10 protein-coding genes are annotated in these 13,570 nt (G+C 42.5%); 2 read left to right on the plus strand and 8 right to left on the minus strand.

What is annotated here, in order from left to right:
* Positions 1-93 precede the first annotated feature (93 nt).
* From coaBC to DMB45_RS08970, 3 genes are all read right to left on the minus strand, one after another.
* Positions 94-1,290, minus strand: coding sequence for a bifunctional phosphopantothenoylcysteine decarboxylase/phosphopantothenate--cysteine ligase CoaBC (coaBC, locus tag DMB45_RS08960; protein WP_041504848.1), 1,197 nt, complete (start codon positions 1,288-1,290; stop codon positions 94-96).
* Between the two features lie 99 nt (positions 1,291-1,389).
* On the minus strand, positions 1,390-1,746 hold the full coding sequence (locus tag DMB45_RS08965) for a DNA-directed RNA polymerase subunit omega (RefSeq protein ID WP_041502272.1): 357 nt from the start codon (positions 1,744-1,746) through the stop codon (positions 1,390-1,392).
* A gap of 17 nt (positions 1,747-1,763) precedes the next feature.
* Positions 1,764-2,639, minus strand: coding sequence for an outer membrane protein assembly factor BamD (locus tag DMB45_RS08970; protein WP_052634406.1), 876 nt, complete (start codon positions 2,637-2,639; stop codon positions 1,764-1,766).
* A gap of 195 nt (positions 2,640-2,834) precedes the next feature.
* Between DMB45_RS08970 and DMB45_RS08975 the strand changes: the two genes are divergently transcribed.
* The gene (locus DMB45_RS08975; RefSeq protein ID WP_041502273.1) at positions 2,835-4,085 is read left to right on the plus strand and encodes an aminotransferase class I/II-fold pyridoxal phosphate-dependent enzyme; all 1,251 of its coding nucleotides are present in this window, start codon (positions 2,835-2,837) and stop codon (positions 4,083-4,085) included.
* Positions 4,086-4,120: 35 nt separating this feature from the next.
* Here DMB45_RS08975 and DMB45_RS08980 read toward each other — a convergent pair whose 3' ends face one another.
* The 3 genes from DMB45_RS08980 to DMB45_RS08990 all read right to left on the minus strand — a co-directional run bounded on the left by DMB45_RS08980 (position 4,121) and on the right by DMB45_RS08990 (position 9,929).
* Positions 4,121-5,515 (minus strand): DUF5723 family protein, encoded by a 1,395-nt coding sequence (locus DMB45_RS08980; RefSeq protein ID WP_041502274.1) that lies wholly within the window; start codon positions 5,513-5,515, stop codon positions 4,121-4,123.
* Between the two features lie 18 nt (positions 5,516-5,533).
* Complete coding sequence (locus DMB45_RS08985; RefSeq protein WP_041504817.1) at positions 5,534-7,114, minus strand: hypothetical protein; 1,581 nt, start codon at positions 7,112-7,114, stop codon at positions 5,534-5,536.
* A gap of 85 nt (positions 7,115-7,199) precedes the next feature.
* Positions 7,200-9,929, minus strand: a complete 2,730-nt coding sequence (locus tag DMB45_RS08990) for a WD40 repeat domain-containing protein (RefSeq protein WP_146216434.1) — start codon at positions 9,927-9,929, stop codon at positions 7,200-7,202.
* Between the two features lie 91 nt (positions 9,930-10,020).
* Between DMB45_RS08990 and hydE the strand changes: the two genes are divergently transcribed.
* Entirely contained in the window at positions 10,021-11,073 is a 1,053-nt protein-coding gene (gene hydE / locus DMB45_RS08995; protein ID WP_041502486.1) for a [FeFe] hydrogenase H-cluster radical SAM maturase HydE, read from the plus strand.
* A gap of 8 nt (positions 11,074-11,081) precedes the next feature.
* Here the strand turns inward: hydE and DMB45_RS09000 are convergent, their stop codons facing one another.
* A complete protein-coding gene (locus tag DMB45_RS09000) occupies positions 11,082-11,741 on the minus strand; it encodes a LysE family translocator (protein ID WP_041502277.1) in 660 nt (219 codons plus the stop codon).
* 13 nt (positions 11,742-11,754) lie between these two features.
* Positions 11,755-13,551 carry a lysophospholipid acyltransferase family protein gene (locus DMB45_RS09005; protein WP_041504815.1) on the minus strand — a complete coding sequence of 599 codons (1,797 nt, stop codon included), beginning with the start codon at positions 13,549-13,551 and terminating at the stop codon, positions 11,755-11,757.
* Positions 13,552-13,570: the final 19 nt, after the last annotated feature.

Below are 13,570 nucleotides of genomic sequence, written 5' to 3' on the forward strand. Positions count from 1 at the left end.
AAAACGTATGCCGAATATTTTGATGTTCAATCTTCATATCGGAATACAAATATAGATATATTTCTATCCCGAACAAACTATTTTCGCAATTTATTAAAAAAATTCCGCTATCCGATCCGCAATATCAATAGCCACTTCCGATTTTGTTTTCAAATCGTAAATCAATTTATTTTCCTCCTTATCGATCAATGTCACCTTATTGGTATCTCCCCCGAAACCGGCCCCTTCATCCCGCAAGCTATTCAACACGATTAAATCCAAATTTTTCCTCTTCATTTTCGAAACAGCATTATTCTCCTCGTCGTTAGATTCCAACGCGAACCCGATCAACCACTGCCCCGCTCTCTTCTTTCGCCCCAACTCAGCCGCGATATCTCTTGTCGGAGCCAACTCCAACTTCAAATCATCTTCTCCCCGTTTCAATTTTACAACAGCCCGTTCCATAGGGGTAAAATCCGCCACGGCAGCACTCAAAACAGCAATATCGCTCTCCGGAAACACCTCGATAGCCGCCTGATACATTTCGGACGCAGACTCCACATCTATTCTCCGGATCCGTTTATTGGATAATTTCAGATTTACCGGACCGGCAATAAGCGTAACTTCAGCCCCCCGGGCAGCCATCTCTTCGGCTATGGCAAATCCCATTTTCCCGGAAGAGTAGTTGCCGATAAAACGTACGGGATCTATTTTTTCATAGGTAGGTCCTGCCGTAACCAACACTTTTTTACCAACATAACGCTCGTCTGCAGCAAAAAAACGGCTCATAAAAGACACGATCTGATCGGGCTCCTCCATTCTTCCCTTCCCGATTAATCCGCTTGCCAGCTCTCCGTTTTCAGGTTCGATAATCAAATTCCCGTAAGATTTCAATATTCGTAGATTCCGTTGAGTCGCCGGATGAAGATACATATCCAGGTCCATGGCAGGAGCCACTACAACCGGACACTTAGCAGACAAATAGGTTGTCAACAACAAATTATCCGCTATGCCGGCGGCCATCTTACCGATTGTATTAGCGGTTGCCGGAGCGATCAGATAGGCATCCGCCCACAACCCCAAATCCACATGCGAATTCCAATCTCCATTTTCGGGATCATAAAAATCCACCAGAATAGGATTCTTCGACAACGTGGCTAAAGTCAAAGGGGTGATGAATTCCTTTGCCAAAGGCGTCATTATTACCTTAACGTTAGCCCCTTCTTTCACTAAACCTCGTATTAACGGAGCTGCCTTGTAGGCCGCAATACTTCCCGTTACTCCCAATATGATATTTTTTCCCTGTAACATAATTCTTTTTTTAATCACCTGAAAAAAAGAGGCTGTCCGAAAATTCATCCGACAGCCCTTTTATCTTCTCTGATAATCCTCCCGGTTATCCGTCTTACTCTATTCTTCCTCTTCCTCCGACTTTACCCCTCCTTTTTCCTTTGCCGGATTACGAAAATAAAGTTCGCCATCCTCAAACTCCTGAGTAGCGATCAACACCGGTTTAGGAATACGCTCGTAATACTTGGAAATCTCGATCTGTTCGCGATTTTCAAATATCTCCTCCAAATTATCCGCGTACGAGGCAAACTCTTGAAGTTTCCTGCTCAACTCTTCTTTCATTTCAACCGAAATCTGATTGGCACGTTTTCCAATGACAGCAACAGCTTCATAAATATTATCCGCCTTACCGGCTAACGCAGCCGTATTCCTTGTAATGGTATTATTCGGTGCCTTTACTTTCTTAAAATCTACCATGGTTAATTTGAATATAATTATTTATTCTGATTATTCTGACCTTCTTGATGCGCGGAATCCGTTTGACTGTTCAGCTCATCCTCCTTGTATTCGTCCGGATCGTCGTATTGTTTCAGGAAATCGTTCAATACTTCGTATTTCTTGGCCATCTCCTTCGCGTACACACTATTGGGATACTCATCCACGAAATAGTAATACTCTTCTTTCGCTGCCGTGTAACGTTCGTATTTTTTATCCTCCACGCTATTCACAGCCATCTCGTATTTGGAATTAAACAACATCCACATGATTCTCTCCCGGTATTTCGTTCCGGGGAAATCTTTCAGACAATTCTCCAGGCTGACGACAGCGGCCTTGTAATGTTCCCGCAAATAATAGTTTTCCGCTCCCAAATAAGCTTTGTAAGAGAGTTTATCTCTCATGTCATCCATGTATTTATTTATTAACTCCTTACGCGTAGAATTAGGATAACGACTCAGGTACAGTTGGAAATTACTCATGGCCTTTTCCGTTGTCGTCTGATCCAAACGCACTCTCGGCGAAGCCAAATAATTACAATACCCCATCATATACAGACACTCTTCCATGTAGGAACTTTCCGGAAACATCGCCACAAACTGCTTAAACAGTTCGGCCGCGTTTTCGTAATCTTTCTGGTTATAGGTACAAAAAGCCCGGTAGTATGCTATGGTTTGGGCTCTTGCGGTTCCCGCGAAGACAGTCCGAATACCGTCAAACAAATTCAAAGCCCTTGTATAATCTCCTTTATTATAATATTCCACCGCCTTTTTATACATAAGAGAATAATCCCCACTCTTCAAAAGTTTTTGGTACTCCCCACAGGAACTCATTAGTACGATAACAAGCAGAAAACCTAAAAAATTCTTCATCATAAGCGCTGTTTTTGCATCACGCAAAGATAATCTATAAATATCAATATGCAATAAGTTCATCCACATTTCTTTTTGGAAAAACAGAGTAAAAGACAAAAACAACTTTTCAAAAAGAAATCCTCCATTATAAGAATTTTTAGTTACCTTTGCTTCGTATTTGTATCAAAAATTTAAGAATTTCAAAATATTATCGACGTGGACATTTTTGAAAGAGTAAAAAATCAGAAAGGAAATATCGGACAATATGCCAAGCAAGCTCATGGCTATTTTTCATTTCCGAAATTAGAAGGAGAAATCGGTCCCAGGATGAAATTCCGCGGGAAAGAAATGTTAAACTGGAGTTTAAATAATTATATCGGTCTCGCTAACGATCCTGAAGTAAGAAAAGCGGATGCCGAAGCTGCGGCAAAATACGGCATGGCTTATCCTATGGGAGCCCGCATGATGAGTGGACAAACTTCCCGTCATGAATATTTGGAATCCCAATTAGCCGACTTCGTAGGTAAACCGGATGCATTTTTATTGAATTTCGGGTATCAGGGTATGGTCTCTATTATCGACGCTATGACTTGCCGTCATGACTGTATCGTTTACGATGCCGAAGACCATGCCTGCATTATGGACGGCCTGCGTTTATCTCCGGCAAAACGTTATGTATACCAACATAACGATATGGAGAGTCTGCGTAAACAACTCGAACGGGCTACCAAATGGGTAGAAGGAACCGGAGGGGGTATTCTCGTCATAACGGAAGGTCTTTTCGGAATGGCCGGAGACTTGGGAAAATTAGACGAGATCGTGGCCATGAAAAAAGATTTCAATTTCCGGCTGTTGGTCGATGACGCACACGGTTTCGGGACGATGGGACCGAACGGCGCGGGAACCGGAGATCATTTCGGGGTAATGGACCAAATAGACCTCTACTTTGCGACCTTCGCCAAAGCGATGGCAGGCATCGGGGCTTTTATTGCCTGTGAAGAAGATATATGCATGTACCTGAGATACAATATGCGTTCCCAAACGTTTGCCAAATCCTTACCCATGCCTATGGTGGAAGGAGCCATCAAAAGGCTGGAGTTGCTGAGAAGCAAGCCGGAATTAAGAGAAAAATTGTGGACGATCGTCCGGGCTTTACAGAGCGGATTGAAAGCAGACGGTTTAAACATCGGCAAAACGAACTCTCCGGTTACTCCCGTTTATCTATCCGGTAGTGTTGCCGAAGGAACTCAAGTAGCCATGGATTTAAGAGAAAATTACAATCTTTTCTGTTCTATCGTGGTTTATCCGGTGATTCCCAAAGGACAATTGCTGCTTCGCCTGATTCCAACTGCCATGCATACGATGGAGGATGTGGAATATACGGTACAAGCCTTTAAAGCCGTGGCCAAAAAATTAGCCAACGGAGAATACAATAAAGAGACGGTGGTCGATGCCAACGCTCTATAAAAAAAGCCCGCCAAACAGGCGGGCTTTTTTTTATTTCATCTTCTCTGGTAATGTCCGAAAAGCAGATTAAAGCCGAATCGCGCACTCGCCGTCCGAGTACTCGTATAATTGGCCGCCAAGACATTATCCGTCACCACGAAAAACTGGAACGGACCGAATTTAGCCGTTAATGCCGCTCCCACATTAGCAAAATCTCCATTTATCATAGAATAAGATACCGAAGCGCCGATATTCCGAATCGGGCGTAAATTAGCGGACAAGGTTATCGCGGGAAAGAAACGTCCATCCATGACCGAGGCTTTTAAGAGACCACCGAAATTAACCCACTCTTTCAACTGATAAGTTGCACCCGCGTATATTTTCGCGTTCAGCATCGTAGTATAGGCCGCCTGCTTATCCGTTAACCGGAAACGATTTTCCAATGAATCGGTCATCTCCTCAAAGGCATCGCCGAAATCCTTATAATTCGGATCATCCTTATTAAGACTATTGGAAAGATCGGCCCCTGTCCAATCAAAACTTGTGTTTTGTTTGAAATTATAAGTATTCTCTTCCCAACGGATAAAACCTAAATCCAACACACTCGCATACAGGGTCAGCTTGTCCAGCAATTTATACTGAGCACCCAAATCCACGCCAAATCCCAGATTACCTGTTCCGATAAGAAATTTGGCATCGACGGCATCCTCATCAAACTCAATATTATCCCACTCCACGTACTCCCCGTCTTTCGTGTACTTTATCGGAGCCGAGACGCGAATATTCTGACGGGAAGAGAGTCGGACCGTATCTCCGTCCGGCGAAGAGTAAACCCCCATCTTCGAATCGGTCATATCGGCATTGGCAATTCCGAATAAAACCTTAAAACGTCCTCCGACGGTCAACCGGTCATTTACTCTCTTGGATAATCCGAAACCTATTTCATTGTATGCCGTTACTTTTAACCCCAAACCACCCCAGTCAAACGTCTGACCAAGATAATTCGCATTACCTTCCTTGAAGAAAGTGATAATATCTTTATTAAAACTAAAGACAATATCATTCTTTTGGGTGATATCGAAAGTTGCATACCAGGAATTAATTCGAAAACCGATGGCTAAAATAGGTACTTCCGTGTTCAAAACGAGGGAATTCTTCTCCCGCAAAGCCTTATGCAAACGGTTCACGTCGTAGATTACGGAATCCGCCTTGTCTCCCGTTCCCCATCTTAACAGGTCGTCAACCTTAAAGGCATTGCTGAAATTCAAAGAAATACCGCTTAGTCCGGGTATTCCCACGTAAGTTTTATACTCCGGTTGATAAGCCGGGTTCAATTTCACCCGTTGAGGAGAATTGGATAAAAAATAAAGCGTATTGTTCCCGTCCTGAGCCATCACGAAACAAGGAAAGAGGACAAGAAAAAAAGATATAATAGTAATTATTTTTTTCATTTTGGATACATTTTAATCTTACTTGATACCGAGTTTGACCTTCACTAACACTTTCAATTCAAGTTTGGCGTCCGCTTTCACTTCTACCGGAATTTGTCCGTCACCGGCTGTCATCATGCTGGCGATCAATATCAGATGTTTCGTTCGTTCCAAATTATCTATATTGGTCTCGGACAGCTCCACGATATGTTCCCCCTCCTTTACGGCAATGACATTACCGTCGGCATCGATCTCCGGCACATCGATCAATTCATCCGCATTGATCCGGTCTACCTCCTGAAAATTCTCATCCACCATCAAGAACTCCTTTACCCCGATTTTCAAAGGAGTACCGTTCTTGGCCCTTAAAATCAAGGCCATCTTTTTAATCTGGTCCGGATTATCCAAATCTATATCTTTAATGGTATCCCGGAAAGTAAGATTCTCGGCGCTAAAGTAAAGCGGAATCTCCACTTTCACATCGGCCGATAGTTCCGCGTTTTCCTCAATGACACACGCTGTTTGTACCCCTCCTTCATTAATTATTATATTACCGCTATACGCAACGGAATCTTTAGGCGGTAGGGAAAGTAATTCGTCCACATTGGAATTATCCTTCGTATACCCCTTTTCGTTTACCGTTTCGCCCGTCTCATCAAACGTATCGAAGAGAAGCGGTCCTCCCGTGAAGTGTCTTGTTTCTCCTTCTTTATAAGCTATAAAAGCAGGATCCAGTTTAATCGGGATATCAATTCCCCGGCTCTTCAAAATCAATTTCAACGAGGGATCCGCAAAATAAAAATCACCCGTTATATCATTCCAAAAATCGATATTCATTTCAAAACATCCCGGATCAATAGGGATCATCGGAGGATTTATCTGCCCGATAACCTTATGGAACACGACGTCAGATAATAAAAATTCCAACTTCAAGGACTCCCCGGCCGCTATTTCAACCTCTTGATCTTTCGGAATAAAAAAGTCGATCCGATAACGAATCCGGTCGCTCTCCTCACTCATATCGAACTCCAACTCCCGATCTTCGAAAAAGATACCCGCTTGATTCGTGTTTACAACCCGTTCCATCCTAAAAGGATTACCTGCCTCATCTTTCACGTCGGGCAGGGTCAACGTTACGACATAACTAAAGGAACAAGCCGGAAGCTCCCCGGAAAACCTTACCTTGGCCGAAAGAAAGGAGAGTTTTCCGATTTCTCCGAAATCAAAATGGGCCTCACCCCCCTGACCGGGGATATGAATATCCCCGGGTAAATTCCCGGTAATTGGAGTTAAAGATAAAATAAGATTTGTGTTCAACGAAATTTGTTGTTCCGGCATATCCCAGAAATCTTTCGCTTCCAAACGCACGATCTCTTTTTCTTCGTAATTAATGATAATCCGGTTATCACGTTCGATCATCGACTCTTCCGGATCATAAGGATTCAATAAATCCCACATGGTATAATTCCCATGTCCTACCGGCAGTATAAAATCAGGCTCCCATCCGATAGATTCGGTCATTTTGTCCGAGTTAAAAAGCTCCGAATCGCCACAAGAAATAATACACATACCCAATAATCCGATTATCAGGTAGTGTTTCCACACACACACTTTTGTCATAAATTACAGTTATTATTATACTTATACTTCTTAGAAAACAAATATAAGTATAAAATCAAAAGAAATATCAAAGATGTTAAAAATATTATCTTATAAATCGGTATTTTAATAAACTATCTTTCTCGCTTCCTACATAGAGGTAAAAACCTACCTTTCCGGTATTTTGAAATACGATAGAAAAAGCAGACGTCCCGGTAATCGGAAAACCGTTCGACTGACTCCCTTTGTCCAACAAATACAATTCTGAATGAGATTCATCCAATGTTCCCACACGCGTATCACGGGCTGAAAAACGATACACGTAAGGAAAGCCCAACCGTCCCTCTTTCACTCCTGTTTCCCATAACACCTTACCGTTCCGGTCATACACGTATACATGCTCTCCGTTCGAAAATATGAAATCATCATTTCCGTCTCCATCCGTATCGGCTACATTAAACAAATAGCCGGCCGTAATTTTATCCGGTTTCAACGACCGGGATGCTCCATTAAAATCAACAAACTGCAATTCGCCTCCGGCACTTCCAAAAACCAAAGATTCATTCTGCTCCTTTCCCGTCAAGTAAATCACCGTTCCCTGAAGCAGATCGTATAAAGTTTGCACCTTTACCCGTTCCCGTCCTCTTCGATCCAAAATATAGATTCTATATCGATCGGCAAACACGATATAATCTTTATCCGCAACTCTGAAATAGTATACTTTAGAAACCGGATCGTTATCACTTTGAGGCTGACTCCACCCCTCAACGAGATCTCCGGATAACTCATACAAATATATTTTCCGGTCTGCACAGGGAGCGAACACCCGATAATTTCGGTCGTTATCGTAATCATAAACCGTTATACCGGAAGGGCATGAACTCTTAAATGCCAGAGGATAACGAGGTAAATAATTTCCATTCCGATCGATCAGGTAAAGTTTTTCGGAGGTAGAGAAAAGATATTGCAATTTCCCGTTTTTATAAAAATCAACTTGATACACCTCACTATTAATCTTTCCGTCTATCGGCAGTTTCCATAGAATCCTTCCCATATCGTTAATCAAATAGACGGTACGGGAGTCATCTTGTACAAACAATTCCCTCTCCCCATTATTATGATTAACGACAACCACAGGTTTCATCGTGAGTTTAGCGTCTAATTTCGTTTGCCAAACGACTTGTGCCGGCGGCTGCTCGACTTTTTCCGTATTCAGGAAAACGCTTTGATACAACATCTCGTCTTCACTGATCCACTGTAAACCGAACGAAGAAAACACATCTAAACGTTCTTTATTTTGAGTCAGAAAATCTTTCAAGCCATCATTCGCCATATCCCGATAGAAAGGATACATACTTCCCGTTTCCGCCAGATACATCCAGTTGTATTTGGCAGACATCTTCACCCGGGTCTTTTTGTACCAATCCATATCCTGAACATTCAGACGTCGCATATAGTTCTCTGCAAAGCGTCGTATGACCGATTCGGAAGAAGCCAATATCAAATAATTATCCTGAATCATGGCAAAGCGAGAAGGTACACCATCCCATATATATCCCCACAATACCCCGGCAAAATCCGTCACGGGCATTTTATAATACGCTACTTTTTTCTCCTGATCCAAAGCGGTCGTTCTCTCGAGAGAAGCTTCATTTATATTAACCTTAACGGCATAGTTCCCAAGCATATTTTTCAATAAAGCCCGTCCCAAACTGCCGGACTTCAAATATACCATCACGAAGCCTTCTTCTTCCTTGTTTTCCGGATCATAGGAAAATACGCCTTTGGCAAACTCTCCCTGTAGCAATTCCCTCCAACTCGCCTCCACTTCCTCTCCGAACAGCCGGGTGAACTCCGATTTTCTTTTCCTCGCGTGTTCAATAATACCTGCCTTGTGACGAAACGTTTCCAATGCCGTCAGATAAGCTCTCGTATCGCTTAAGTTCAAGACCGTAACGGCATTCACGCCGGAAGGAATAACTCCTTCGATACGGGAAGCCATCGGTTGTTGCCCCTTAAAAACATTCAGGAACGTGGCTTTCATTCCGCCATAATACATGAAACCATTAAAACCGATCCCGTCAGATTGAATTTCTCCGTCCAAAGCTCCCCATTTGAACCATTTGGTTAGATCCAAACGAGGAGAAACAACATTCCGGCTCATGTACAGGGGCCATACATCCGAAAAACAAGAAGTATTTAAAAAAATATTCATCCCTGCCGTTTCCGAGAAATAACGGGTTATATTTTTATATACAGGTATACTCTCCGGATCGTTTTTTTTATCCTCACCAATCTGTTTCAACGCGTCTTCCAAATATAATTCGGAATCCGACAATAAAACCATGCCGCCCACCACGGCAAAATAAACTTCCGTCTCCTTATCTCTTAAAGAGTAAATCTTAAATTTATCGTATGAACGTTCTTTAAGCCCCGATTTCGCGTAGTAATCCGCCAAAAAACGAATCACCTCGCTTCGCGAAGCCGCCGGAACCCGATTCAAAATATACAAAAAACGGACACTTTTCTTTCCTTCCCGCCTTAACGCCAAAACCCACGACCTGTTTTCCGTCAATTTCAACTTTTGCAAGGTATCGATGCTCCTGTAAAATATACTTTTCTGATAGTTAGCCCATTCAGTCTCAAACGCTTCTTTCAATCGAGGCGATAAGCTCACATTGGCGCGAACATTCAACACCACGGCCGAATTATTGGGAATAAATGCCTCTTTCGGAACATCCGAACCTTGTTCCCGTTCATTTACCCTCCACAGGATCCAAACGATACATCCCATCAATAAAACTCCCAAAAGGATCAGTACGATTTTCTTGGCCATATCCGAAAAACTTTACGAGAACAAATTTAGCAAAATATTTTATATCCCGGCTTTTTCTTACCTTCGCGATATCGAACAAAAACAAAGCACGGTGGAAAAATACGCTATTTCTGATTTGGTATACAGACTCTCCTGCTCGGGCAAGGAAGAAGAAAATCTTTACGACGAAGCCGAAAAAATAAGAACAACATATATCGGGAACGGGGTTTACTTGCGCGGCCTGATAGAGATATCCAACATCTGCATCAAAGACTGCTTTTATTGCGGGATCAGAAAATCGAACACCGGAACAGCCCGTTATACACTTACCGATCAGGAGATATTGGAAGCCGCTGATTTCGCGTATACTCACCGATTCGGTTCCATCGTGCTACAGGGCGGAGAACGCAATGATTCCTCGTTCGTCCGACGCGTTGAACATTTGCTGAAAGAGATTAAACAGAGAAGTAACAACGAATTGGGTATTACGCTATCATTGGGAGAACAGAGTCGGGAAACCTATCAGCGTTGGTTCGACGCCGGAGCTCATCGCTATCTACTCCGATTCGAGACCTCGAATCCAAACCTTTATTCCAAAATTCATCCGAATAACGCACTGCACTCACACGCCACAAGACTAAAATGCATCGAATATTTGCAGCAATGCGGTTACCAAACAGGTACGGGAGTCATGATCGGACTACCTTTTCAGACCTTGGAAGATCTCGCGAACGATTTGCTTCTTCTCCAGTCCATGGATATCGATATGGTAGGCATGGGACCTTACCTGGAACACCGGGAAACACCCCTTTATGCTCATCGCCACGGATTGTTGTCCTTACCGGAACGTTTAAGGCTGTCCTTACATATGATTGCCTTATTGCGCATTCTCATGCCCGATATTAATATAGCGGCGACCACGGCTTTACAGGCCATCGCACCGGAAGGCAGGGAAAAAGCCATGCAAATCGGAGCGAACGTGGTCATGCCCAATATTACCCCGACGTCCAACCGAACACTTTACAAATTATACGAGAATAAACCCGGTACCCATGAAGGAGCCGATGAGTCCATGAGAAATCTCGAAGCCAGTATACGTCGAAGCGGTTGCCAGGTCATGTACGGTGCATGGGGAGATTCACGTCATTTTTACAAACGGAAATAAGCAAGCGATCACATCGGCAACATCGATTTAAAAGGCTGAAAAGCAGCCAGAATAACCAAAGCTCCCAAAATGGCAATAATTAAACCCGAAACCCGGTTGATTGTCACCAATACCCGTAAACGGAATTTCTTTCTGAAAATATTCACTAAGGTCGAAAGCGTATACCACCAAACACCGCCTCCCAACAACACCCCGACCACAACCAACAATTCACCTAAAACAGAGGCAGACTCCCCGAACACCGACATTCCGGCAAATACAGCCATAAACACGACAATGGTGATCGGATTGGAAACCGTCAGAAAAAAAAGAGAAATATAATCTCCCAATAAGCCTTTCTTACTCACCCGTCCGTTACGCTTTTGCTTGATCTGACGGATCGGGTTATCGAAATAAATCTTCAACCCGATAACGATTAAAAATATTCCCCCGATAATCTGCAATAACAATTCATGAGTTTGTACCGTACTAATCACATAACCTAATCCGAAAGCAGCTACCGAAGCATAAAAAAAGTCTGCCGAAGCGGCTCCCATTCCAGCTATAAAACCGGACAAAGCCCCTTTATGCAGCGTTTTCTGAATAATCAACACCCCCATCGGTCCCAAGGGGATCGACACCATCAACCCTACTAACATACCTTTAAAAAGATAGATTATATCGTACATGCCTTCTTTTATTTCAAATATCTACATTATCTGACGAGAAACGCGTCAGAATAGTTTCATCGTTAATTTCCTTCGATAAAGATTCGATCGTTTTCATTGGAACGTCAAAAATATCTAAAATTAACAAACCGTCCAAACACATATTAAATTTCGGATCAATATTAAATCCTATAATTTTCGCATTCAACGAGATATATTTTTTCAGTAACACAGGTAATTTGTCACTCGAAGGCTCTATATCTCCGATCATCTTGTCCAACACGCCAATATCCTTGTGAGCCACATCAAGCATAACCTGAATTCCGGGTTCATTCGTACCCACCAAGTATTTGGAACGCGGCAGCACGTAACGCGCCAAATCGTAATTATAATGATTAGCCATGATAAATTTCATGATCAGCTCTTTAGATACTTCCGTGTATTTCCCGCTAATAGTTACCGGACCTATCAGATAACGATATTCCGGATTTTTCAACAAAAAGTAAAGGATGCCTTTCCATAACATAAATAGAGGAAGAGGCTTACGTTGATATGCTTCCGTGATAAACGAGCGTCCCAACTCGATAGACTCGTACAGAACAGGCAACATCTCTTTTCTCATTTTAAACAAAGAGTTGATATAGAAACCTTTCATCCCGTAACGATCGACGATCTCTTTCCCCTTACCGACCCGGTACGCACCCACGATTTTTTCTTCCTCTTTATCCCAAATAAACAGGTGATAGTAATACAAATCATACTCGTCCAAATCAATACTACGATTTGTCCCTTCACCTACAGCCCGGAACGTCACTTCCCTCAAACGACCGATCTCATTCAAAACATTAGGAATCTTTACCGACGGGGAACAATAAATGTCATAGTTCTTCATCGTAAACAAAAGATAATCCTCTGCAATGTCGGCTATCTCTTTTTTCAATACATTATTTTCAATTTCCGCCGCGATCGGTTCTGCTTTTGGCATAGCTTTTTGCGATTTTATAAAAAATTTCTTTACCTCCAACGAAGATCCTAATAAATAGGTCTTTGCTCTCAGAAACTTACCGTATTGCACTATATCGTGAAACGAATTCTGACTTTCTACCGATATAGGATTCCCGATACGCAATTTCACTACCCGATTTTTTTTATTCAATAATTCAGAGGGCAATTTCACGTTACGCAGCATCGGATGGATCAACCCCAGCAGGTAAAATAACAAGCTATTGGAACCTTTGAAATAGATCGGCACAACGGGAACCTTTGCCATTTTAATCAGCTTTAACGCGGGCAAATTCCATTCCGGATCCTCCACGTGATTGGAATCCGGTTGATAAGAAGAAACATCCCCGGCAGGGAAAACTCCTAAAGGCTTGCCCGACAGTACATGGCGCATAGCCTCTTTCAGTCCTCCCGATTTAACATTCATACGTTGCTCTTCCCGAGGTTCCATTCCCAAAAAATATTCCTGTATCGGGACGATCTTTTTTAACAAAAAATTGGCCAATACTTTATAATCGGGGCGAATTTTACTCAATATTTTTACCAAGATAATCCCGTCCAATCCGCCGAAAGGATGGTTTGACACCGTTACAAAAGGACCCGCCTCCGGAATCTTCTGCAAATCCTCATCGCTGATCTCAACCGTGACTCCCAATGTATCAATTAAACTATCAAGAAAAACTTCAGGATTATCATCGTATACTTTCGAACAGAGTTTATTCAATTTATTCAATCGCAAAATATACATGACCAATCTTGCCATCAAACTATTACCGAAAGGATTAAATCCGCGCATAGGCAATAAATCTCCCGAATTAATTAATTTCATTTATACTTCTTTTAACTCC

The sequence above is a fragment of the Sanguibacteroides justesenii genome (genome assembly GCF_003204205.1).
Taxonomy (GTDB): Bacteria; Bacteroidota; Bacteroidia; order Bacteroidales; family Marinifilaceae; genus Gabonibacter; species Gabonibacter massiliensis.